The organism is Nonomuraea sp. PA05, assembly GCF_008086045.1.
GTDB lineage: Bacteria > Actinomycetota > Actinomycetes > Streptosporangiales > Streptosporangiaceae > Nonomuraea > Nonomuraea monospora.
Genome location: NZ_VSEY01000037.1, coordinates 118,159 through 138,713, shown reverse-complemented (window position 1 = coordinate 138,713; position 20,555 = coordinate 118,159). Strand labels below are relative to the sequence as shown.

Sequence of the window (20,555 nt, the reverse complement as noted above, 5' to 3'; positions counted from 1 at the left end):
CGTCAGACGAGTCGCCTGATCTCCCCGTACGCCCGGTAGAACCCGCCGCGCCCGGCCGACCGCACCCCGTCCACCAGGTAGCGGGCGCCCGCCTCGCGGATCTCCTTGGGGAACTGCACGTTCCACGTCTCGTAGCCGGGGGTGACCACGCGCACCCGCAGCCGCTCGCCCTCGCTGACGCACTCCACCACCACGCCGTCGCCCGCGTCACTCGCGGTCTCCAGCACGATCGACGGCTCGACGGCCTCCAGCGTCGCCGCCGCCTTGACGTCCACCGGCTGCGGCACGCTACCGGTGCGGGCCGCGGCGATGGCGGCCTCGCTGGCGTCGATGCAGGCCAGGGTGCCGTCGGTGGTGACGATGTAGAGCCGCTCGTCCAGGTACTGCATGGAGAAGGCGGAGCCGCAGCCGGTGGCGAGTTTCCACAGCCGCTCGCCGGAGGCGTCGAAGCAGTAGACCGAGGAGTGGTTGTCACCGGCGAAGACGTGCCGGCCGCCAGGTGAGGTGGCGCAGGAGTAGACGGCGCCGTCGCACTGGTAGACGGCCTCCACCCGGCCGTCGCCCTTGGCCAGGCGGTGCACGGTGCGGCGGCCGGTGCCGGCGTAGACCGAGTGCTCCTCCTGCCAGCCGAACAGCACCTGGTCGGCGACCTTGGTCTCCCAGATCGGGGTGCCGTCGGAGACGTCGTAGCGGGCGACGCCGCGCGAGTGGCCGAAGTAGACGGAGTCGGCGTCGCACCTGACCATCCAGGCCGAGTCGCCGCCGCCGTTGCGCGCCCACTGGAACTCGTCCTCGTAGTCGATCGCGGTGACCCGGCCGGCCCGGTCGGAGACGCCGAGGACGCCGTCGTGGATGTCGAGCCAGTAGATGTCCACGTCGGCGGCGATCTCGTAGGCGGACCTGGGGACCTTGCCGCTCAGGTCGTACACGCGGCCGTCGTCGCAGCCCGCGTAGATCCAGAAGTCGTCGGCCACGATGCACTTCACGCCGTCGGGCAGCCGGAAGCGGCCGGTCACGGTGCCGGAGTGGCTGACGGTGTAGACGTCGCCGCGCTGGTTGCCGACCCAGCAGCGCTCGCCGTCCACGAAGATGCCGAACGCGGAGGCCCCGCTGGCGAAGCGCCACAGCACGGGCGCCTGCTGGGCGGTCGAGCGGGTGCTGGTGATGGCCCTGCGGGTGACGGCCCGGCGCTGGCGCACGCCGCGCACGGCGGGGGCGTAGCCCTTGCGGGTCTTCTCGGCGAGCTTCTTGGCCGCCGCGGCCTGGGCCTTGGCCTCCGTGGGGAACGAGGTGACCTTGGCCTGTCCGGACTCGCCGATGCGGCCGTACGTGATCGTGACGTCGGTGCCCGCCACGATCACCTCGTAGAACTTGTGCGCTCCGCCGCCGTCCTCAGACAGCTCCAGATAGGTCATGTCCGCGCTTCTCCAGAATTGGGCCGTGATCAATTGCTGGGGAGCGTAGAGGACAGCGGCGACAAAAGTCAGACGCCTGCCCTTATCGGCACCACGTTGCTCGTCGTGCGGGCGCGCGGCAGCGCGAACCAGGTGGCCTTGCCGACCAGGTCGGGCTGCGTGACGTAACGCTGGGGGTGACAGCCGTAGAAGCCGTCGGAGAGCCTGGCCACGATGCGCAGCCCGCGCCCGTGCTCGGCGCCGAGGTCGTGCGGCGCCGGGGAGGGCAGGATGGGGCTGCTGTCGAGGACCACGAACATGATGTCTCTCTCGTCCACGTGGAGAACGAGTTCGTAAGGGCCGGCGCCGTACATGAACGCATTGGTGATCAATTCGCTCACCATGAGCACGGCGTCGTCAACGAGATCGGAGGAAAGGGAGAGTTCTGACAATTCAGTACGCACGAGGGCACGGACTTGACCCACCGTGCGCGCGTCCTCGCGCAGCGGCCACGCAACCTGCTTCCGGCTCCGGCGAGTCGATCGCAGCCTGGTCATGGCGTCTCTTTCCTGTACTGAGGGGCAGCGGATGCGCCTTTCGCTTAACAAGAGGACCTGCCTATGGGTTGACGTACAACGCAGTCGAAACGTGTACGTACGAGAGCGCTGTTTGGGTCGAATTTTCGGTGAAATATCACCAATTCTTTTAGGCCAGTGTCCGTAACTCGGGTAGTGGGGCTGCATGAAACTGCATGACACCCGCCCGGTGCGTGAGGCGCTCAACAGTCTCGACTTCCCGGCCGACAAGGAGAGCATCGTCGCGCACGCCCGCACGCACGGCGCCGGCGAGGACGCCGAGCGCGCCCTGCGGTCGCTGCCGCTCGGCGAGTACGCCAGCATGGCCGAGGTGCTCAGGTCGGTGCCCGTCGATCCCGCGCCCGGCCGCACCGAGGACGAGCGCATGCAGCAGCACCGCAGACAGGGCAGGAAGGCGGGACTGGCCGAGAGCATGCGGCCGTCCCGCCCCAAACCGATCGACGAGGAGTGACGTACTACTCGGTCGCCTGCAGCAGGGCCCACACGGCGGCCGGGGTGAGGGGCACGTCCGTGACCCGGTCCGCGATCTCCGGCAGGGCGGCGGCCACCGCGTTGGCGATCGCGGCCGGCGGCCCGATCGTGCCCGACTCACCCACGCCCTTCATGCCGCCGGGCGTGACCGGCGAAGGCGTCTGCAACATCACGACCTGGATGTCCGGCACCTCCCTGGTGGTCGGCGGCAGGTACTCGACGATCGGCTGACCGTCGTCGGTGAAGACGATCTCCTCCGTCAGCGCCTGGCCGATGCCCTGCGCCACGCCGCCCATGATCTGCCCCTCCACGACGGCCGGGTTGACCAGCACCCCGGCGTCGTTGACCACCCAGTAGCCCTCCAGCTCGACCCCTCCCGTCTCCGGATCGACGGCCACGGCCGCCGCGTGCGCCCCGTACGAGAAGGTGTATCCGGCCGGGTCGTAGCTGTCGCGCTCCTCCAGGCCCGGCGCGACCCCCTCGGGCAGGTCCCAGCCGCGCCACGCCGACGTCGCCAGCTCCCGCAGCGGCACCGCGCTCCGCGGGTCGCCCTTCACCCGCACCGCGCCGTCGGCCAGCTCCAGGTCCTCCGGCGCCGCCTCCAGCCGGTGCGCGGCGATGGCCAGCAGCTTGTCGCGCAGCTTGGCCGCGGCCCTGGTGAGCGCCCCGCCGCCGACCGGCAGCGAGCGGCTCGCGATCGACCCGATCGACGAGTACGGCGTCGTCGCCGTGTCACCCAGCACCACCCGCACCCGCTCGATCGGCACCCCGATCCGGTCCGCCGCGAGCTGGGCCAGCGCCGTCTCGATGCCCTGCCCGATCGAGACCACCCCCGCCGACACCACCACGCCGCCGTCCTGCTCCATCCGCAGCACGACCGTCTCGTAGCCGCCCGACTCCGCTCCCATGGCCTTGAGGTCCATCGACGGGCCCAGGCCGGTGGTCTCGACGTGGCAGGAGTACCCCACACCGCGCCTGCGCCCGTCGTCCGGACGATCGGGAGGCTGGACGAGGTCGCACAGCGTGCGCAGGGCGCGCGGGTAGTCGCCCGAGTCGTACGTCTGGCCCGCGGCCGTCGTGAACGGCAGCTCCTCCGGCCCCAGCATGTTGCGCAGCCGCAGCTCGATCCGGTCGATCCCGAGCCGGCGCGCCGCCTCGTCGATCAGCCGCTCCCTGGTCAGCGCCGCCTCCGGCTGGCCGAAGCCGCGGTAGGAGCCGAACGGCGCGGTCGTGGTCACGACGCCGCGCACCCGCACCCCGAACCGGTCGAACCGGTACGGCCCCGGCAGCAGCGTGGCCGTCACCGCGAACGTGGAGCCGCCGGTGTTGCCCGGGTGCGCGCCCAGGTCGCCGAGGACGTCCACGTACATGGCCACGAACCGCCCGTCGCCGTCCAGCGCCAGCCGCGCCCGGTGCACCGCCTGCCGCGCCGACAGGGTGGCGAACAGCCGGTCGCCAGGCGCCTCCGTCCAGGTGACAGGGCGGCCCGCGCGCATCGCGGCCCAGCAGACGAGGGCCTCGTCGGGGTAGACGTGCTCCTTGGCGCCGAACCCGCCGCCGGTGTCGCGGCTGATCACGCGTACCCGGTCGTGGGGCAGCCCGAACGCGTCCGCCAGGTGTTCGCGCACGTTGTGCGGCGCCTGCGAGGAGATGTGCACGGTCAGCTCGTCGTCGGCGTACGCGGCCACCACGCCGCGCGTCTCCAGCGGGTACGGCGAGACCCTGCCCATCCTGAACACCATCTCGACCACGTGCTCGGCCCCCTCGACGGCGGCCAGGCAGTCCTCGTCGCCCACCGTGAAGTCCGTGATCACGTTGGTGCCCAGCTCCGGGTAGAGCGGCCCCGCCTCCAGCGCCCGTTCGGCGCCGACCGTGGCGGGCAGCTCGTCCAGGTCCAGGTCGAGGAGGTCGGCGGCGTCCCTGGCGGCCTCCGGCGTGCGGGCGACGATGAGGGCGAGCGGCTGGCCGGCGTACCTGATGACGTCGTCCAGGACCCGGTAGGAGGTGAGGCGCTGGCCCGGCAGCACGTTCACGCAGGGCAGGCGGAGGCCGGCGGCGTCGGCCGGGGTGATGACGTCGACCACCCCTTCGACGGCCCAGACGGCCTTGGCGTCACAGCCGAGCAACCGGCCGTGGGCGATGGGGCTGCGGACGACGTGGGCGTGCAGTGTGCCGGGCAGGCGGACGTTGCCCACGTACCTGCCCTTGCCGGTCAGCAGCCTGGCGTCTTCCCTGCGCGGCGTCCGTGCGCCGACATAAGGATCTCCCATGGCCCCGATTGTGAGCTTCGCTTGCCGGGCGGTCTATACGATCCGGCGAGAAGGAGCACGTCAGCGGGGGTACAGATGCAAACGTTCCTGCCATATCCCGACTTCGTGGCGACAGCGGGGGTCCTCGACCCGCTGCGCCTGGGCAAGCAGCGCGTCGAGACCCTCCAGGTCCTGCGCGCCCTCACCGTCCCCAACTACGGCTGGCGGCACCACCCGGTCGTCAAGATGTGGACCGGGTACGAGGAGGCGCTCGTCCGATACGGGCTGGAGATGTGCCGCCACTGGTGCTCCCTGGGGCGGGCCGACACCTGCGCCGGCACGATGACGACCGAGCTGACCCAGCTCCGCGGCACGCCCGACATCCGGGTGCAGGACGAGCTGGCGGCGGCCGGCGAGCTGCCGCCGTGGCTCGGCGACGAGCGCCTGCACCTCAGCCACCGCTCGGCCCTGCTGCGCAAGGACCCGGGCTTCTACCGGCCCGTCTTCGGGGACGAGGAGCCGGACGACCTCGACTACGTCTGGCCCAGGTCCGACCGCCTGCCCGCCTGAGAGCCGGGTCAGACGACCTCGAACGCGGCCATCATGGCCATGTCCTCGTGCTCCAGATTGTGACAGTGCAGCACGTAGCGTCCCCGGTAGTCGGTGAACCGGGTGACGATCTCGACGGTCTGGGCGTCGCGCAGCTCCACGGTGTCCTTCCACTCCGGCGCCCCCTGCCGCCGCTCGCCGTTGACCGACAACACCTGGAACTGGTCCAGATGCAGATGCACCGGATGCGCCACGTCGCTGGTCAGCCGCCAGATCTCGATGTCGCCCAGCTTCGGCCTGGCCTCCATCCGGGCGGCGTCGAACGGCCGGCCGTTGATCAGCCACCCCGTGCCCCCGTGCATGCTCCCGCTGCTGAACTCGAAGTCCCGCGTCACCGTCGCCCTGGCGGGATCGAGCGCCTCCACGATGGACAACCGCGCCGGCACCGCGGAGTCGTCCGTCTCGTCCCGGTCGACCGCGAAGCGCATCACCCGCGCCTGCGCCCCCTCCCCCGCCAGGTTCCGCAGCTCCACGTGCTGCCCCACCCGGTACGCCGAGAAGTCCACGACCACGTCGGCCCGCTCTCCCGGCGCCAGCCTGATCTGCCGCACCGTCCTGGGCGCGGCCAGCAGCCCACCGTCGCTGCCGATCTGCACCATCGCGCCCCCGGTGGACAGCTCGTACGCCCGCGCGTTCGACGCGTTGCACAGCCGCAGCCGGTACCGCGCCCTGGCCACCCGCAGTTCCGGCCACGGCGCCCCGTTGACCAGGATCACGTCCCCGAGCACCCCGCCCATGTACGCCTCCCGCACCCCCGGCCGCCCCTCCAGCGCCGGGTACAGCAGGGTGCCGTCGGCCGCGAACGACCGGTCGCAGATCAGCAGCGGCAGGTCCCGCTCGCCCGACGGCAGCGGCAGCGCCTCCTCCTCCGCGTCCCCGACCAGGAACATCCCGGCCAGCCCGCGCCAGACCTGCGGCCCCGTGTAGTCCATGCGGTGGTCGTGGTACCAGAGCGTGGCGGCCCGCTGCTCCAGCGGGAAGACGTACTCGCGTGACGCGCCGGGCGCCACCAGGTCCGTCGGGTAGCCGTCCGACTCCGGCGGGGTGTGCCCGCCATGCAGGTGCAGGACGGTCGGCTCGCCGAGCTGGTTGGTCAGCTTGACGACGGTGCGCCGCCCGCTGCGCGCCCTGATCGTGGGGCCGGGGAACGTGCCGCCGTACCCCCAGACGGTGGTGCGCAGGCCGGGCAGCAGCTCCGCCTCCGCGGCCCGCTCGGTCAGCTCGTAGAAGTCCACCTCGCCGGCGCTGCGGACCGGCCTGGCCACCTCGGGGATCGGTAGCGGCACCGCGTACGGCCCGGGCAGCGGGGCCGAACTGGCCAGGAGCTGCGGCTGCGGGGTGCCGGCCAGCAGCGAGCACCCCTGCGCCCCGGCGGCGGCGACCGCCCCGAGACCTAGCAACCGCAGCACGTCGCGCCTGGTCGGGCTCATGTCGGCACGCCGCGCTGCGCCGGACTCGCGCCCGGCACGCCGCGCCTGGTCGGGCTCATGCCCGTCCCGGCCGCGCCATGACGCGGATGAGCTGGGCCACGCCGCCGCCGAACAGCAGCACCCCGAGCGGCAGGTGCACGGTCTTCACGTGCGCGACGCCGAGCACCGCCGCCACGATCGTGAACAGCAGCAGCCCCGCGGCCGGCCCGATGAACCGCGCGGACCCGCCACCCGGCCGCCAGACCAGGATCGCCGCGACCAGGTGCAGCAACCCGATGACGGCCAGCGCCATGGCCGACGCGCCGTGCAGCGCCCGGCCGCCGGGCGACGACAGCAGCATGCCCGCCGTGATCGCCTGGACCAGCAGCGCGACCACGTGCAGCACGGCCACGGCCTTGAGCGTCTGAATGGGCCAGGCCGCCGGACGGGCGGCCGTGGTGGAGGTAGCGGTCATGATCGGCTCCTGGGACAGGTTCTCTCCATGGCCGCCATCGTGGTCCGCGCACCCGCCTCCGGTCGTCGTGCGGCGGGCGAATACTGCCGCTACGACACCGGATGCAGGAGCGGCGGCCCTACTACGCCGGGAGTAGTACCGACGTCCGCCCCAGCGCCGACGACCACCGCCGGGATGGGGCTCTAATGTGCGGGAATGAGCTTCATGCGCGGATCGCGGGCCCTCGCCATGGACGGCGCCCTCGCCGCCGTGGTGGCCGCCCTGCTCTCGCTCACCGTGCTCGCCACACCCGGCGCAGGAGCTTTCGACCTGGTCGCGGTCCTCGTCGCCTCGGCCTCGCTGGTGGCCTGGCGCCGGGCGCCCCTGCTGCCGCTGGCGATCAGCACGCCCTGCATGCTCGTGTACGCGGCGCACGTCCAGCCGGGGCCGCCCGCCGCCTTCCCCGTGCTCGTGTCGATGTACGGTGCGGCCAGGGCCGGCCATCGCCTGTTCCCCGCGCTGGCCGCGCTCGCGTTCCTGGGTGCGAACCTGGCGTCCGGGCTGGCCGGCTCCATGCCTGAGCAACTGGTCCTCCAGAACACGACGCTGCTGCTCGGGTGGTTCCTGGCGGCCGGGGTGGCGGGGACGGTGAGCAAGCATAGGCAGGCGTACGTGGAGCAGGCCGAGCAGCGGGCCGCCGAGGCCGAGCGGACCCGCGAGGAGGTCGCCCGTCGCCGGGCCGGGGAGGAGCGGCTGCGCATCGCCAGGGAGCTGCACGACTCGCTCACCCACAGCATCTCGGTGATCAAGGTGCAGGCGGGGGTGGCGGTGCACCTGGCACGCAAGCGCGGTGAGGACGTGCCCGCGGCGCTGCTCGCCATCCAGGAGGCCGGCGGGGAGGCGATGCGCGAGCTGCGGACGACGCTGGAGGTGCTGCGCGACGACCAGGGCGACGGCGGCGCGAACGGGCTCGACAGGCTTGACGACCTGGTGGCGCGGGCCCGCTCGGCCGGGCTGGCCACCACGGTGACGGTCTCCGGAGCGCGCGGGAAGCCGCCCGCCGAGGTGGACCGGGCCGCGTACCGGATCGTGCAGGAGGCGCTGACGAACGTCTCCCGGCACGCGGGCGGCGCCGTCGCCTCCGTGCGCGTGGACTACGGCGGCCAGGGACTGGTCGTGCGGGTGGACGACGACGGCAAGGCCACCGCGGACGCCCCGCCCGTGCCCGGCGTGGGCCTGCGCGGCATGCGCGAACGCGTCACCGCCCTCGGCGGCCGGCTGCTCGCGGAACCCCGCGCGGAGGGCGGCTTCACGGTACGCGCCGAACTCCCGTACGACCATGCGGCAGGAGACTCACAGTGATCCGCGTCCTGCTGGTGGACGACCAGGCGCTCATCCGCGGCGGCTTCCGCGCCCTCCTGGAGGCCGAGGACGACATCGAGGTGGTGGCCGAGGCCGCGAACGGCGAGCAGGCCGTCGCGCTGGCCCTGGAGCACCTGCCCGACGTGGCCCTGATGGACGTACAGATGCCGGTGATGGACGGCATCGAAGCCACCCGCCGCATCGCGGAGGACTCCCGGCTGAGCGGCGTCCACGTGGTGATCCTCACCAACTACGGCCTCGACGAGTACGTCTTCGACGCGCTCAGGGCGGGCGCGGGCGGCTTCCTGGTCAAGGACACCGAGCCGGAGGACCTGCTGCAGGGCGTCAGGGTGGCGGCCAGGGGCGACGCGCTGCTGTCCCCCGCGATCACCCGCCGCCTGATCGGCGAGTTCGTGGCCCGCCGCCCCGAGCCCGAGCCCGCGGGCCTGGAGGTGCTCACCAACCGGGAGCGCGAGGTGACCGCCCTGGTGGCCCGCGGCCTGTCCAACGACGAGATCGCCGCGCACATGGTGATCAGCCCGATGACGGCCAAGACGCACGTCAGCAGGGCGATGACCAAGCTGCGCGCCCGCGACCGCGCCCAGCTCGTGGTGCTCGCCTACGAGTCGGGCCTGGTCGTGCCGCGTGCGAGTCACTGACGGGCGCGAGAGCGGGCGTGCAGGCCGTTGACGGGCGGTAAGCGGGCGGGCGGTGAGCAGGGCGGGCGGGTCGTTGACGGGTGGGGAAGTGGCCCGTGGTGGAATGGGCTCGGGAGGGGTACATGAGCATCATTTCGCGCGGTTTCCGGGGAAAGCGCAGGGACGACGGCGACCGGGTGCCGCCCGGCCAGTACCTGGTGGACGACTTCCCCGTGCTGTCGGCGGGCCCGACGCCGCGGGTCCCGCTCGACCGGTGGGAGTTCGCCATCGACACCGAGGCGGAGCAGACGCACCGCTGGTCGTGGGAGGAGTTCATGGCGCTGCCCGCCGAGACTCCCACGGTCGACATCCACTGCGTCACCAAGTGGTCGAAGCTGGACACCACGTGGGAGGGCGTGTCGCTCGACGTGTTCTTCGAGGACGTGGAGACCACCGCCGAGTACGCGCTGATCTACTCCTACGGCGGCTACACCACGAACCTGCCCCTGGAGGACCTCCTCGACGGCAAGGCGTGGATCGTGCACCGCTTCGACGGCGAGGAGCTGGCGCCGTACCACGGCGGGCCGGCCCGGCTGATCGTGCCGCACCTGTACTTCTGGAAGTCGGCCAAGTGGGTGCGCGGCATCAGGCTGCTGAACGAGGACTGGCCGGGCTTCTGGGAGACCGCCGGATACCACAACTACGGCGACCCGTGGCGCGAGCAGCGCTACGAGGGCGACTAGGGTGCGCCGCGCGACGTGGCGGCCGGCCGAGCTGGTGCACGGCTCCGCCGAGACCGCGACCGCGCGCACGCTGCGGTTCCGGGTGCCGGGCTGGCCGGGGCACCTGGCGGGCCAGCACGTGGACGTGCGGCTGACGGCCGAGGACGGTTACACGGCGCAGCGCAGCTACTCGGTGGCCGGGCCCGCCGACGGCGACCTGATCGAGCTGACCGTGGAGACGGTGCCGGACGGCGAGGTGTCGCCGTACCTGACGGAGGAGATGCGGGTCGGCGACCAGGTCGAGATCCGCGGCCCGGTGGGCGGGTGGTTCGTGTGGCGGCCTGAGAGCGAGGCGCCGGTGCTGCTGGTGGGCGGCGGCTCGGGCATCGTGCCGTTGATGTCCATGGTCAGGGCGCGCAGGCAGGCGGGCAGCCGCGTGCCGTTCCGCCTGCTGTACTCCCTGCGCGACCCCGATCGCCGCTACTACGCCGAGGAGCTGCGCCGCCCGGACCCGGGGCTGGACGTCTCCTACCTCTACACCAGGTCGGTGCCCGAGGGCCTGTCCAGGCCCGCGCGCCGCATCATGCTGGACGACCTGGCCGAGGGCGGCTGGCCGGCCTCGTTCGAGCCCGACTGCTTCGTCTGCGGACCGACCGGATTCGTGGAGACGGCGGCCGACCTGCTGCTCGCGCTCGGCCACGCGCCAGAACGCATCAGAACCGAACGTTTCGGTCCGACCGGAGGCTGACATGACCGAACACCTGGACGGCAACGCGCTGGCGGGCCCGCTGGGCGAGATCTTCGCCGTGGACGTGACCTCCGCGACCGGCCGCTGCGCGAGCTGCGGGCTGGCCGGGCCCGTCGCCTCGCTGCGCGTGTACGGCCCCGACCCCGGCCTGGTCGCCCGCTGCCCGGGCTGCGAGGAGGTGGTGCTGCGCCTGGTGCGCGGCCCCGGCACGGCCTGGCTCGACCTGCGCGGCACGGTGTCGCTGCGGGTCGACCTGCCCGACTGATGTACCGCCTCTGGGCGCGACTCCCAGTCTGACTGAGTACACTCAGGCTCGATCAACGGCCGAGATCTGTACGGCGAGGCTCTTGGCCATGGGCGGCTGCCCGCGGCCCCGTCCTGTGGGAGTCACGTGAGCAGCGGGCTTGTCGACGCGCCGCCCTCCGAGCCTGGCACGCCGCCGCGGCGGCGACGCCGCTGGCTGCGCTGGGTGATCGCGGTCGCGGTGACCGTCGTTCTCCTCGTCACCGGGGTGGCCGTCGGCGTGTACGCGCGCCTGACCGGCAACATCGAGCACGAGGACGTCACCGCCGAGGACCTCGGCGCGACCAGGCCGCCCAAGGTGGCGGGCACCGCGATGAACGTCCTGATCGTCGGCTCCGACCAGCGCAACGGCAAGAACGCCAAGTACGGCAAGGTCGCGGGCGAGCGCACCGACACGATCATGCTGGCGCACCTGTCGTCCAAGCGGGACAACGCGATGGTGATCAGCTTCCCGCGCGACTCGGTCGTCCAGCTTCCCGCCTGCCGCGCCACCAAGGGGCTGCCCGGCCAGCAGGCGCACGTCGGCATGATCAACGAGTCGTTCAACTCCGGCGGCATCGCCTGCACCTGGAAGACGATCGAGTCGCTCACCGGCATCCACATCGACCACTTCGTGAAGGTGGACTTCACGGGCTTCAAGGGCATCGTGAACGCCGTCGGCGGCGTCGAGGTCTGCCTGCCCGAGGCGATCAACGACAAGAAGGCCCTGCTGCACCTGCCCGCCGGGCGGCAGACGCTCACCGGCGAGCAGGCGCTCGGCTACGTGCGGGCCCGCTACAGCCTGGGCGACGGGTCCGACATCGGGCGCATCCAGCGGCAGCAGATGTTCATCGCCTCGATGGTGAAGAAGGTGATGAGCGGCGAGACGCTCACCGACCCGGCCAAGCTCCTCGGCACGCTCGACGCCGCCACCCAGGCGATCACCACCGACCAGGGCCTGACGACCGGCGTCATGAAGGATCTCGCGGTCAGCCTCCAGGGCCTGGACATCAGCAAGATCCGCTTCATCACCACGCCGTGGCACTACTCGCTCACCCAGCCCGGCCGGGTGGAGTGGGTGCCCGACCAGTCCAAGCGGCTGTTCCAGATCGTGGCCAAGGACCAGAGCGTGGACGGCGTCAAGGGCGGCCAGGCCAAGGTGGGCCGTTCGAAGATCCAGGTCGAGCTGCGCAACGGCACCTGGCGCAGCGGCCTGGCCACGGAGGTCGCGGCCTTCCTCGAACAGCGCGGCTACCACATCGCCAAGATCGGCGACACGGCGACCAAGCCGCAGGCGAAGACCACGATCGTCTACGGGCCGAACGGCGAGACGCGGGTGCCGACGCTCTCCAACGACCTCCAGGGCTCCGCCACCCGCTCCCTGCCCGCCGCCAGGACGAACCGGCTGATCCTGGTGCTGGGGAACGACTGGAAGGGCCTCAAGCCGCTGCGCACGGACGACACGGAGGCCATGAAGGGCTTCGACGCCACCCACGACTCCTGCGCGACCTGATCACAGCGCCTGATCACAGCGCCTGATCACAGCGCCTCCGACAGCCCGCCTCCGTCGATGGCCGTGAACCCGGCGTCCTCGATGAGCGGCACCACGGCCTTCTTGGCCTCGTCGTCATCGCCCCAGTAGGGCATGTCGGCGCGCGCCCCGCCGCGCTGCCCCGCGATGCCGAGCTCCAGCAGCTCGTTGGGGTACTTCGTGTTGAACGTGCGCACCAGCCGCACGCCGTCGCCCAGGACGTGCTGCTGGTACTGGGGGCTGGTGAGCCCGCCGGGCACGGCCACCACGACGGCCGCGCCGTCGCGCTCGCCGATCGGGTTGCTCGGATCCACGACGATCTTGCCGGTGAGCGTGCCGTCCAGCTCCGCCACCACCGCCGGGAACGCCTCCCAGCCGACCGCCATGATCACGACCTCGCCGAACCGCGCCGCCTCCCCTGGCTTCCCGCCCTGGGCCTGCCCGTCGGCGGCCCGGGCGGCGGCTGCCGCGCGGTCGGGGTCGGCGTCGCTGAAGAACACGTCATGGCCCGCCACCGCGAGCAGTCGGCCGAGCGGCGTGCCCAGCCTTCCGGAACCCACGATTCCTACGCGCATGTCTTGATCTCCTCGTCATCCGGGGATGTGCCCACACCCGCCGACGACATGCCTGTGTTCGCCTACCTTTGCCAGTTGATCAGGCGATGAGGGCGCCGAGGGCCGCGATGGCGTCGACGACCTGGCGCGCGTCGGGCGTGGCGTCGGGGTCGAGCAGCCACTGCAGCATGAGCCCGTCGGTGATGGCCACCACCACCGAGACCAGCACCTCGGGCTCCAGCGGCAGCTCCACCCCCAGCTCCCGGCTCGCCCGCCGCAGCATGTCGGCGCCCGCCACCCGTGTCCTGGCGTACGCGTCGGCCAGCTTCTCCCGCAGGACGGGCGCGCGCAGCGCCGCCGGATACCCCTCGACGCACAGGACGATCACCGGCCGCAGCTCGTCGAAGACGTCCACCAGCTCCGCCATGGCCCGTTGCAGCATCTCGCGGGGGGAGCCGGGGTCGGCGCCGAACAGCGCGCGCTCGACCCGTTCTGTCCACTGGTCGAACACCGCCGCGATGGCCTCGTTGAGCAGGGCGTCCTTGCCGCCGAAGTGGTAACCGATGGAGGCCAGGTTGGTGCCGGAGGCGGCGACCAGGTCGCGCGCGGTCGTGTGCGCGTACCCCTTCTCCTGAAGGCAGCTCACCGCTCCTGCCAGCAGGCGTTCGCGGTATCCACCGGCGTTCGTTCGTGCCACGGGTCTATGCTACTGATGTATACGAGCGTCTATGACGTACGTACATTTACTAGGAGACGCGACAATGATCCCTCCCGGCCCGAAAATGCCCGCCATCGCGCAGACCGCCTGGTTCATGGCGGACGCCCCGGACGCGTTCGAGAGCTATCACCGCAGGTACGGACCGATCTTCACGGTCCGCAACGCCGGCTTCCCGCCCGAGGTCTTCGTGACCACCGCCGAGCTGGCCGAGCAGGTCTACCGCACCGACCACAGCGGTCACGGGCGCGCCGGCGAGGCCCGGCGCGTCTTCCTGCAGCATCTGGTCGGCTCGCAGTCGGTGCTCACGCAGGACGGCGACCCGTGGTGGCGGCATCGCAAGACGCTCAACCCGCCGCTGCGCGCCAGACAGGTCGCCGGCTACCAGGACGACATCGCCGCGATCGCGGCCGAGAAGATCGCGAAATGGCCGCTGAACCGCCCGTTCGGGCTGCGCGACCACCTCCAGGAGATCACCCTGGAGATCATCATCCGGCTGATCTTCGGCATCACGGACGCCGGGCGTGTCCAGCGGCTGCACGTGCTGCTGCCGGAGCTGATCGAGGTGGGCGGCGCCATGTCGGTGGTGATGCTGCCGGAGCGGCTGCGCGGCCTCGCCGGGCGGGCGCCGTTCGGCCGGTACAGGCGGTTCGTGCGGCTGCGGGCCGAGGTGGACGCCATCCTGCTCGACGAGATCCGCCGTCGTCGCACGGCGCCGGGCGGCGGCGACGTGCTCGGCAGGCTGCTGGAGACGGAGCTGGGCGACCAGGAGTTGCGCGACGAGCTGCTCGCCATGCTGTTCGCCGGCCACGAGACGACCGCCACCGGGCTGGCCTGGGCCTTCGAGCGGATCCTGCGCATGCCCGAGGTGCTGGAGCGGCTCCCGGACGACGAGCCCTACCTCGACGCGGTGGTCAAGGAGGTGCTGCGGGTGCGGCCCGTCGTCATCGAGGCGCCGAGGCTGCTCGACGCCCCGCTACGGCTGGGCGGCCACGAGATCCCGGCCGGGTGGTACGCCGGGCCGTACATCCCGCTCGTGCACCGTGATCCCGCCGCCTTCCCCGCGCCCGGGGAGTTCCGTCCCGAGCGCTTCCTGGAAGGGCACCAGGGCAAGGCCTGGATGCCGTTCGGCGGCGGGCGGCGCTTCTGCGTAGGAGCGCAACTGGCGCTCCTCGAGATGCGCGTCATCATCCGCGAGGTGCTGCACCGCCTGGAGCTCACGGCGCCCGATCAGGCGCCGGAGGCCAGGCGGCTGAAGAACGTCACCCTCGCCCCCGCGAAGCTGACCCGCGTCATCGCCCGCGCTCGGACTCCTGCTCGGACGGCGTAGGAGGGTACATCTCCTCGTGTCGCTCGTCTGCGCCCAGCTCTTCGCGAAGCCGGTCGTAGTCGATGTTGTGGTTGGTGTACTTCAGCTGGCGAGCGACCTTCGTCTGCTTCGCCTTGGCTCTTCCTCGGCCCATGGCAACTCCCTAGTCCCCGCTGTCATGCTATCCGACAACCTAGCGACTTGAAGAATTATGCAACTGCACTGGATTACTCTGACAATATGCACGTGGAGGTCTACCAGGCCAAGGCCGACTTCTTCCGAACCCTCGGCCACCCCGCTCGCATCCGAGTGTTGGAGCTACTCCAGGAAGGGCCACTGCCCGTCAGGGATCTTCTGGCCCAGATCGACATCGAGGCCTCGAGCCTCTCCCAGCAGCTCGCCGTCCTGCGCAGGGCGGGGATCGTGAGTGCGATCCGCGAGGGCAGCACCGTGGTCTACACGCTCGCCACGCCCGAGCTGGCCGATCTGCTGGGCGCCGCCCGGCGCATACTCACCGACATGCTGGCCGACCAGGGGGAGTTGCTCGCGGAGTTGCGAGCCGAGGTGACATAACTCACTTACTTGATCAGCACTACTTGATCAGGGCCCGCCGCACACGCTTCGGATACCAGGCGGTGAACACGGCGGGAAGAGCGAACGAGAGCGCCTTGATGGCGATGACCAGCGCGGTCGCATGCGGCGCCGCGGCCAGCACGAGCGTCAGGGAGAGCGCGGCGACGGTGAAGGCCGACGCCCAGACCGTGGTGATGACCGCGTTGACGCGATGGAACCGCGGGCTCTCCCAGACCTCGCGCGGCGCCATGGTGCGCGCGATGCCGAGCGTGAACGGCTTGCGGATGGCCAGCGAGCCCCAGGCCGTCCCCGCCAGCCACACGTTGACCAGCGCGGGCCCGTACGGAGTGAGCGGCGAATCCGGCGCCACCAGCGAGAACACCGTGAGACAGGCGAAGAAGACCGCGGCGCTGGCCTCGATCACGATCTCGTCCCAGGCCTTGCCCGACCCGCGGTCCACGATCACCAGCACGGCGGCGATGACGAGCCCGGTGATCGCGCCCCAGCGCCACTCGTCGCCGGTGGCGACGAACGCGTAGACGATCCAGGGCAGAAAACCGAGCAGGCCGCGCATGGGAGGCTCCTCCGACATTCCTAAGATGACATGTCGAAGCTAGAACCTCCTATGGAGATATGTCAATATAGGAACATGAGCCTTCGACACGCCGTGCTGGGACTGCTCTCCGAGGGTCCCGCGAGTGGATATGACCTGATGAAGACGTTCGACGTCTCCCTCGCCAACGTCTGGCCGGCCACCCAGAGCCAGCTCTACTCCGAGCTGGGCAAGCTCGCCGACGCGGGGCTCGTCAGCGTGGTCGCCGAAGGCCCGCGCGGCCGCAAGGAGTACGCCATCACCCAGGAGGGCCTGACCGAGCTGCGGCGCTGGGTCACCGACGTCGAGCCCACCAAGGTGATGCGCAGCGACATGCTGCTGCGCGTCTTCTTCCTCGCCCAGGTCTCCCCGGAACAGGCCCGCGACTACCTGCGCAGAAAGGCCGACGAGGCCGTCGAGAGCCTGGAGCACCTGCAGAGCATCCGCGAGTTCGTGGAGAGCGGCACCGACAACCTGTCCGTCTACGGCCGCCTCGCCATGGAGTACGGCCTGCGCCTGGCCGCGGCCCAGAAGGAGTGGGCCGACTGGGCCGTGGAACGCATCCATTAGGCTCTCGCCATGGTCTCCGAGCTGTTCGATCCCAAGGCGTGGCAGCCGGTCGAGGGATTCGACTTCACCGACATCACCTACCACCGGGCAGTCGACCAGGGCACCGTACGCGTGGCCTTCAACCGCCCGGAGGTCCGCAACGCCTTCCGCCCGCAGACGGTCGACGAGCTCTACCGCGCGCTCGACCACGCCCGGCAGACCACCGACGTCGGCTGCGTCCTGCTGACCGGCAACGGCCCCTCGCCCAAGGACGGCGGCTGGGCCTTCTGCTCCGGCGGCGACCAGCGCATCAGGGGCAAGGACGGCTACCAGTACGCCGACGGCACCCCCGCCACCGGCCGCCTGCACATCCTGGAGGTGCAGCGGCTCATCCGCTTCATGCCCAAGGTCGTCATCTGCGTCGTCCCCGGCTGGGCCGCCGGCGGCGGGCACAGCCTGCACGTCGTCGCCGACCTCACCATCGCCAGCGCCGAGCACGCCCGCTTCAAGCAGACGGACGCCGACGTGGCCAGCTTCGACGGCGGCTTCGGGTCGGCGTACCTGGCGCGGCAGGTCGGGCAGAAGTTCGCCCGCGAGATCTTCTTCCTCGGCGACACGTACACGGCTGCCGACGCTCACCGGATGGGCATGGTCAACGCCGTGGTGCCGCACGAGGAGCTGGAGACCACGGCGCTGGAGTGGGCGCGCAAGGTGAACGGGAAGTCGCCGACCGCGCAGCGGATGCTCAAGTTCGCCTTCAACGCCGTGGACGACGGGCTGGTGGGGCAGCAGGTGTTCGCCGGGGAGGCCACGCGGCTGGCGTACATGACGGACGAGGCCGCCGAGGGGCGCGACTCGTTCCTGGAGAAGCGCGAGCCCGATTGGTCGCCGTTCCCCTGGCACTACTGAGCGCTGGCGCGGCCGATGGGTGAGGCGACGGTGCCGTGCCGGAGGTAGCGGTCGATGGCGTGCGGCGTGTCCCTGTTCTCGACCTCGATCTGGCTGAGCGGCGTCCCCCATCCCCGCTCGAGCGGATGCCCGATCGCCACGATGTCGTTCACGTCGTACGTGGTCAGCCACCGCACCCCCGGATGCCGGGTCCCCCGGGCGAGCAGGTTGCGCTGGATGGTGGGCAGCCCGAGCGGCGACCCGGCCGTCACCCAGAGCACGACCCGCCGCCGCACGGCGTCCTCCACGAGCAGGTCCCTGGACACCACGGTCCCCAGGCTGTGGGAGACGAGCACGATGTCGCCGGTGGGCGGCAGGAGGCGGCGCACCTCGTCGAGCACCGGCTTGCGGCCGTGGCTGAGGTAGACGGCGACGTCCTGGAGGAAGACCTTGATGATCTCCTTGTCGACGCTGGTGTTCTTGGAGACCCAGGTGAGCAGGCGCCGGGCCAGCGTCCAGGACAGCAGGTCGGAGATGCCGAGCATCTCGGTGGGCACGCCGGTGTTGGCCGCGAGGTCGGCGAGCATGCGGCGTTCCAGTTCGCCGACGTCCTCGGGCAGGAAGGGGTGGAAGGGCACTTCCTCGGCGCCGTTGGCGGGCATCGCCAGGACGTCGGCCTCGCGGGCCGCCTGGGCGGTGACGCGGTGCAGGACGTTGCCGTAGTAGGGCAGCACGCATCGAGCGGTCAGCCGGGGGACGCGCAGCCCGGCGGCCAGCGCGGTGCACCACTCCCGCAGCAGCACCTGCGGGTCCTTGCCCTCCTGGCCCCGCCCGTGGATGAACACGATCGTCGCCGCCATGGCCGCCCTCCCTCCATCGGGCTGTCAGCGTAGGCACGGCCGCGCGGGCGACGCCTCAGGGTGTGTATTAGGGGAAGCCCTAGACCTGAAGCCCTTGGCAGACTGGGGTCATGAGGATCAAGGTGCCGGAGGCGCTGACCGAGTCGCACATGAAGTACGAGGCGGACGCGGGGCCGGGCTGGAACGCCGGGCTGCCCGCGCTGGCCGAACGTTTCCTGGAGGAGTGGGAGCTGCGGCTCGACGGCGAGCCGAGCCACGGGATCGTCGCGCTGGTGCTGCCGGTGTTGCGCGCCGACGGCACCCCCGCCGCGCTGAAGCTGCAGCCGGTGACCAGCGAGACCGTGGACGAGGCGACCGCCCTGCGCGCCTGGGCGGGCGACGGCGCGGTGTTACTGCTCGACACCGACCCGGAGACCGGCAGCATGCTGCTCGAACGGCTGCAGCCTGACCGGTCGCTGTCGGACGTTCCCGACGTGATGGAGTCCCTTGAGGTGCTGACGGGCCTGCTGCGCCGCCTGTCGGCCCGTCCCGCCCCGGCCGGGCTGCGCGACCTCGGCGACGTCACGCGCGGCATGCTGGAGCGGGTGGACGACGCCGTGGACCGGGTCTACGGCGAGCGCGACCGCTACTGGCTGCGCTGGTGCGCGGGCGCGGTCTCCGAGCTCGTCTCCGAGCCCGGCGACCGGCTGCTGCACTGGGACCTGCACTACGACAACGTGCTGGCGGGCGAGCGGGAGCCGTGGCTGGCCATCGACCCCAAGCCGCTGGCCGGCGATCCGGGCTTCGAGCTGCTGCCCGCGTTGTGGAACCGGTGGGAGGAGGTGATCGCGAGCGGCGACGTGCCGCGCGCGGTGCTGCGGCGCTTCGACTTCATGGTGGACGCCCTCGGCCTGGATCCGCGCCGCGCGGCCGGCTGGACGCTGGGCCGGGTGCTGCAGAACTTCCTGTGGGACGTGGCCGACGGCGACCGGGTGCTCGCCGAGATCCTGGTGCGGGTCGCGGAGGCCGTCCGCGCTAGATGGTAAGGACGATCTTGCCCTGGCCGTGTCCTGTCTCGATATCGCGGTGCGCGTCCGCGGCCTCCTCCAGCCGGTACGCCCTGCGCACCGGGAAGGCGAAGGCGCCGTCGGCGTACAGGGCGGCGTAACGCCCGAGCCGCTCGGCCGAGCGCTCCCCCTGCACCAGCCGGACGCCGAGCTCGGCGGCCCTGCCGTGCTCGACCAGCGTGACGATGCGGGCGCGGTCGCGTACCAGCTCCAGGGAGACCTCCAGCGCGTGCCCGCCGGCCCCGTCGAGCACCGCGTCGACGCCGCCGGGCGCGAGCGCGCGCACCCGGTCGGCCAGGCCCTCGCCGTAGGCGACGGGGACGGCGCCCAGGGCGCGCAGGTAGTCGTGGTTGACCTCGCGGGCGGTGCCGATCACGGTGGCTCCGCGCCGCCTGGCGATCTGCACGGCCGCCGTGCCCACCGAGCCTGCCGCGCCGTGCACGAGCAGCGTGTCGCCGGCCGCCACACCGATGCCGTCGATGGCCAGCTCCGCCGTCTGCACGCCTGAGGTCAGCCCACCGGCCACCTCCCACGGCACCCGATCGGGTTTGGCGGTCACGTCGGTCGCGGGCACCACGATGTACTCGGCGTAGGCGAACAGCCGGGAGAACCCGAGCACCCCGGCTCCGACGGCCACCCCTGTCACGTCCTCGCCCACCTGGTCCACCACGCCCGCGAACTCGTTGCCCGGGATGCGCGGGAAGCTCACCTCGTCCAGGTACGGCGGCAGCCATCCGCCCCGCACGGCCGCGTCGAACGGCTGCACCCCGGCCGCCCGCACCTGCACCCGCACCTGGCCGGGGCCCGCCTGAGGCGCCGGGATCTCCATCACCTTCAGCACTTCGGGGCCGCCGGGCTCGGTGAACGCGGCGGCTCTCATCAGTTCGCTCATGCCGGCCAGCCTGCTACCTCAACCGTGCTTGAGGTCAAGACACCAACTGTTTCGGGAACTTTCTTCTTTAGCCGTGCTTTATCTGTATATAGTCCGACAGGACACACAGGGG

General features: G+C 71.5%; 24 protein-coding genes. 13 read left to right on the top strand and 11 right to left on the bottom strand.

What is annotated here, in order from left to right:
* Window positions 1-2: 2 nt before the first annotated feature.
* The gene (locus tag FXF51_RS44220) at window positions 3-1,415 is read right to left on the bottom strand and encodes a WGR domain-containing protein (RefSeq protein ID WP_148440773.1); all 1,413 of its coding nucleotides are present in this window, start codon (window positions 1,413-1,415) and stop codon (window positions 3-5) included.
* Between the two features lie 68 nt (window positions 1,416-1,483).
* A complete protein-coding gene (locus tag FXF51_RS61285; protein WP_187414912.1) occupies window positions 1,484-1,951 on the bottom strand; it encodes an ATP-binding protein in 468 nt (155 codons plus the stop codon).
* Window positions 1,952-2,135: 184 nt separating this feature from the next.
* Here FXF51_RS61285 and FXF51_RS44210 point away from each other — a divergent pair, with 184 nt between their 5' ends.
* Complete coding sequence (locus FXF51_RS44210; protein WP_148440771.1) at window positions 2,136-2,441, top strand: DUF2795 domain-containing protein; 306 nt, start codon at window positions 2,136-2,138, stop codon at window positions 2,439-2,441.
* Window positions 2,442-2,445: 4 nt separating this feature from the next.
* Here FXF51_RS44210 and FXF51_RS44205 read toward each other — a convergent pair whose 3' ends face one another.
* Window positions 2,446-4,731 carry a xanthine dehydrogenase family protein molybdopterin-binding subunit gene (locus FXF51_RS44205; protein ID WP_148440770.1) on the bottom strand — a complete coding sequence of 762 codons (2,286 nt, stop codon included), beginning with the start codon at window positions 4,729-4,731 and terminating at the stop codon, window positions 2,446-2,448.
* A gap of 75 nt (window positions 4,732-4,806) precedes the next feature.
* Between FXF51_RS44205 and FXF51_RS44200 the strand changes: the two genes are divergently transcribed.
* Window positions 4,807-5,280, top strand: a complete 474-nt coding sequence (locus tag FXF51_RS44200; protein ID WP_148440769.1) for an MSMEG_6728 family protein — start codon at window positions 4,807-4,809, stop codon at window positions 5,278-5,280.
* A gap of 8 nt (window positions 5,281-5,288) precedes the next feature.
* Here FXF51_RS44200 and FXF51_RS44195 read toward each other — a convergent pair whose 3' ends face one another.
* Both FXF51_RS44195 and FXF51_RS44190 read right to left on the bottom strand, forming a co-directional pair.
* On the bottom strand, window positions 5,289-6,749 hold the full coding sequence (locus FXF51_RS44195; RefSeq protein WP_148440768.1) for a multicopper oxidase family protein: 1,461 nt from the start codon (window positions 6,747-6,749) through the stop codon (window positions 5,289-5,291).
* Window positions 6,750-6,804: 55 nt separating this feature from the next.
* The gene (locus FXF51_RS44190) at window positions 6,805-7,203 is read right to left on the bottom strand and encodes a hypothetical protein (RefSeq protein ID WP_148440767.1); all 399 of its coding nucleotides are present in this window, start codon (window positions 7,201-7,203) and stop codon (window positions 6,805-6,807) included.
* 195 nt (window positions 7,204-7,398) lie between these two features.
* On the opposite strand from FXF51_RS44190, the gene FXF51_RS44185 reads away from it, so the two are divergent.
* From FXF51_RS44185 to FXF51_RS44160, 6 genes are all read left to right on the top strand, one after another.
* Window positions 7,399-8,544 (top strand): sensor histidine kinase, encoded by a 1,146-nt coding sequence (locus FXF51_RS44185; RefSeq protein WP_148440766.1) that lies wholly within the window; start codon window positions 7,399-7,401, stop codon window positions 8,542-8,544.
* Window positions 8,541-9,203, top strand: a complete 663-nt coding sequence (locus FXF51_RS44180) for a response regulator (protein ID WP_148440765.1) — start codon at window positions 8,541-8,543, stop codon at window positions 9,201-9,203. Before FXF51_RS44185 ends, FXF51_RS44180 begins: the two co-directional genes overlap by 4 nt.
* A gap of 122 nt (window positions 9,204-9,325) precedes the next feature.
* Complete coding sequence (locus FXF51_RS44175) at window positions 9,326-9,925, top strand: sulfite oxidase-like oxidoreductase (RefSeq protein ID WP_148440764.1); 600 nt, start codon at window positions 9,326-9,328, stop codon at window positions 9,923-9,925.
* A 1-nt stretch (window position 9,926) separates the two neighbouring features.
* Window positions 9,927-10,652 carry a ferredoxin reductase gene (locus FXF51_RS44170; protein WP_148440763.1) on the top strand — a complete coding sequence of 242 codons (726 nt, stop codon included), beginning with the start codon at window positions 9,927-9,929 and terminating at the stop codon, window positions 10,650-10,652.
* Window position 10,653: 1 nt separating this feature from the next.
* Window positions 10,654-10,917 (top strand): DUF6510 family protein, encoded by a 264-nt coding sequence (locus FXF51_RS44165; RefSeq protein ID WP_148440762.1) that lies wholly within the window; start codon window positions 10,654-10,656, stop codon window positions 10,915-10,917.
* Between the two features lie 126 nt (window positions 10,918-11,043).
* Window positions 11,044-12,447 (top strand): LCP family protein, encoded by a 1,404-nt coding sequence (locus FXF51_RS44160; protein ID WP_148440761.1) that lies wholly within the window; start codon window positions 11,044-11,046, stop codon window positions 12,445-12,447.
* A gap of 26 nt (window positions 12,448-12,473) precedes the next feature.
* Here the strand turns inward: FXF51_RS44160 and FXF51_RS44155 are convergent, their stop codons facing one another.
* Together FXF51_RS44155 and FXF51_RS44150 are read right to left on the bottom strand one after the other, a co-directional pair.
* Window positions 12,474-13,040 (bottom strand): NADPH-dependent F420 reductase, encoded by a 567-nt coding sequence (locus FXF51_RS44155; RefSeq protein WP_148440760.1) that lies wholly within the window; start codon window positions 13,038-13,040, stop codon window positions 12,474-12,476.
* 79 nt (window positions 13,041-13,119) lie between these two features.
* Complete coding sequence (locus tag FXF51_RS44150) at window positions 13,120-13,716, bottom strand: TetR/AcrR family transcriptional regulator (protein ID WP_148440759.1); 597 nt, start codon at window positions 13,714-13,716, stop codon at window positions 13,120-13,122.
* A 64-nt stretch (window positions 13,717-13,780) separates the two neighbouring features.
* Between FXF51_RS44150 and FXF51_RS44145 the strand changes: the two genes are divergently transcribed.
* Window positions 13,781-15,064 (top strand): cytochrome P450, encoded by a 1,284-nt coding sequence (locus tag FXF51_RS44145; RefSeq protein WP_187414911.1) that lies wholly within the window; start codon window positions 13,781-13,783, stop codon window positions 15,062-15,064.
* Here the strand turns inward: FXF51_RS44145 and FXF51_RS63955 are convergent.
* Window positions 15,027-15,197 (bottom strand): DUF3073 domain-containing protein, encoded by a 171-nt coding sequence (locus tag FXF51_RS63955; RefSeq protein ID WP_148440757.1) that lies wholly within the window; start codon window positions 15,195-15,197, stop codon window positions 15,027-15,029. The genes FXF51_RS44145 and FXF51_RS63955 overlap by 38 nt on opposite strands.
* Before the next feature lie 86 nt (window positions 15,198-15,283).
* On the opposite strand from FXF51_RS63955, the gene FXF51_RS44135 reads away from it, so the two are divergent.
* On the top strand, window positions 15,284-15,616 hold the full coding sequence (locus tag FXF51_RS44135; RefSeq protein ID WP_043615149.1) for an ArsR/SmtB family transcription factor: 333 nt from the start codon (window positions 15,284-15,286) through the stop codon (window positions 15,614-15,616).
* Between the two features lie 19 nt (window positions 15,617-15,635).
* On the opposite strand, the gene FXF51_RS44130 is transcribed toward FXF51_RS44135, so the two are convergent.
* Window positions 15,636-16,190, bottom strand: coding sequence for a hypothetical protein (locus tag FXF51_RS44130; RefSeq protein ID WP_148440756.1), 555 nt, complete (start codon window positions 16,188-16,190; stop codon window positions 15,636-15,638).
* A gap of 75 nt (window positions 16,191-16,265) precedes the next feature.
* Between FXF51_RS44130 and FXF51_RS44125 the strand changes: the two genes are divergently transcribed.
* Window positions 16,266-16,778 carry a PadR family transcriptional regulator gene (locus FXF51_RS44125; protein ID WP_148440755.1) on the top strand — a complete coding sequence of 171 codons (513 nt, stop codon included), beginning with the start codon at window positions 16,266-16,268 and terminating at the stop codon, window positions 16,776-16,778.
* A gap of 9 nt (window positions 16,779-16,787) precedes the next feature.
* Window positions 16,788-17,666, top strand: coding sequence for a 1,4-dihydroxy-2-naphthoyl-CoA synthase (locus FXF51_RS44120; protein WP_148440754.1), 879 nt, complete (start codon window positions 16,788-16,790; stop codon window positions 17,664-17,666).
* Here FXF51_RS44120 and FXF51_RS44115 read toward each other — a convergent pair.
* A complete protein-coding gene (locus FXF51_RS44115) occupies window positions 17,660-18,505 on the bottom strand; it encodes a hypothetical protein (RefSeq protein ID WP_148440753.1) in 846 nt (281 codons plus the stop codon). The genes FXF51_RS44120 and FXF51_RS44115 overlap by 7 nt on opposite strands.
* A gap of 110 nt (window positions 18,506-18,615) precedes the next feature.
* On the opposite strand from FXF51_RS44115, the gene FXF51_RS44110 reads away from it, so the two are divergent.
* Complete coding sequence (locus FXF51_RS44110; RefSeq protein ID WP_148440752.1) at window positions 18,616-19,530, top strand: aminoglycoside phosphotransferase family protein; 915 nt, start codon at window positions 18,616-18,618, stop codon at window positions 19,528-19,530.
* Here FXF51_RS44110 and FXF51_RS44105 read toward each other — a convergent pair.
* Window positions 19,520-20,443: an NADP-dependent oxidoreductase gene (locus tag FXF51_RS44105; RefSeq protein WP_262380237.1), complete on the bottom strand. Its 924-nt coding sequence runs from the start codon at window positions 20,441-20,443 to the stop codon at window positions 19,520-19,522. The two genes, FXF51_RS44110 and FXF51_RS44105, sit on opposite strands and share 11 nt — an antisense overlap.
* Between the last annotated feature and the right edge of the window lie 112 nt (window positions 20,444-20,555).

Excerpts from the sequence above, each read along its gene's own strand:
- FXF51_RS44220 (WP_148440773.1), bottom strand. The coding sequence starts at position 1,415 with ATGACCTATCTGGAGCTGTCTGAGGACGGCGGCGGAGCGCACAAGTTC.
- FXF51_RS61285 (WP_187414912.1), bottom strand. The coding sequence starts at position 1,951 with ATGACCAGGCTGCGATCGACTCGCCGGAGCCGGAAGCAGGTTGCGTGG.
- FXF51_RS44210 (WP_148440771.1), top strand. The coding sequence starts at position 2,136 with ATGAAACTGCATGACACCCGCCCGGTGCGTGAGGCGCTCAACAGTCTC.
- FXF51_RS44205 (WP_148440770.1), bottom strand. The coding sequence starts at position 4,731 with ATGGGAGATCCTTATGTCGGCGCACGGACGCCGCGCAGGGAAGACGCC.
- FXF51_RS44200 (WP_148440769.1), top strand. The coding sequence starts at position 4,807 with ATGCAAACGTTCCTGCCATATCCCGACTTCGTGGCGACAGCGGGGGTC.
- FXF51_RS44195 (WP_148440768.1), bottom strand. The coding sequence starts at position 6,749 with ATGAGCCCGACCAGGCGCGACGTGCTGCGGTTGCTAGGTCTCGGGGCG.
- FXF51_RS44190 (WP_148440767.1), bottom strand. The coding sequence starts at position 7,203 with ATGACCGCTACCTCCACCACGGCCGCCCGTCCGGCGGCCTGGCCCATT.
- FXF51_RS44185 (WP_148440766.1), top strand. The coding sequence starts at position 7,399 with ATGAGCTTCATGCGCGGATCGCGGGCCCTCGCCATGGACGGCGCCCTC.
- FXF51_RS44175 (WP_148440764.1), top strand. The coding sequence starts at position 9,326 with ATGAGCATCATTTCGCGCGGTTTCCGGGGAAAGCGCAGGGACGACGGC.
- FXF51_RS44165 (WP_148440762.1), top strand. The coding sequence starts at position 10,654 with ATGACCGAACACCTGGACGGCAACGCGCTGGCGGGCCCGCTGGGCGAG.
- FXF51_RS44155 (WP_148440760.1), bottom strand. The coding sequence starts at position 13,040 with ATGCGCGTAGGAATCGTGGGTTCCGGAAGGCTGGGCACGCCGCTCGGC.
- FXF51_RS44145 (WP_187414911.1), top strand. The coding sequence starts at position 13,781 with ATGATCCCTCCCGGCCCGAAAATGCCCGCCATCGCGCAGACCGCCTGG.
- FXF51_RS63955 (WP_148440757.1), bottom strand. The coding sequence starts at position 15,197 with ATGGGCCGAGGAAGAGCCAAGGCGAAGCAGACGAAGGTCGCTCGCCAG.
- FXF51_RS44135 (WP_043615149.1), top strand. The coding sequence starts at position 15,284 with ATGCACGTGGAGGTCTACCAGGCCAAGGCCGACTTCTTCCGAACCCTC.
- FXF51_RS44130 (WP_148440756.1), bottom strand. The coding sequence starts at position 16,190 with ATGCGCGGCCTGCTCGGTTTTCTGCCCTGGATCGTCTACGCGTTCGTC.
- FXF51_RS44125 (WP_148440755.1), top strand. The coding sequence starts at position 16,266 with ATGAGCCTTCGACACGCCGTGCTGGGACTGCTCTCCGAGGGTCCCGCG.
- FXF51_RS44120 (WP_148440754.1), top strand. The coding sequence starts at position 16,788 with ATGGTCTCCGAGCTGTTCGATCCCAAGGCGTGGCAGCCGGTCGAGGGA.
- FXF51_RS44115 (WP_148440753.1), bottom strand. The coding sequence starts at position 18,505 with ATGGCGGCGACGATCGTGTTCATCCACGGGCGGGGCCAGGAGGGCAAG.
- FXF51_RS44110 (WP_148440752.1), top strand. The coding sequence starts at position 18,616 with ATGAGGATCAAGGTGCCGGAGGCGCTGACCGAGTCGCACATGAAGTAC.
- FXF51_RS44105 (WP_262380237.1), bottom strand. The coding sequence starts at position 20,443 with ATGAGCGAACTGATGAGAGCCGCCGCGTTCACCGAGCCCGGCGGCCCC.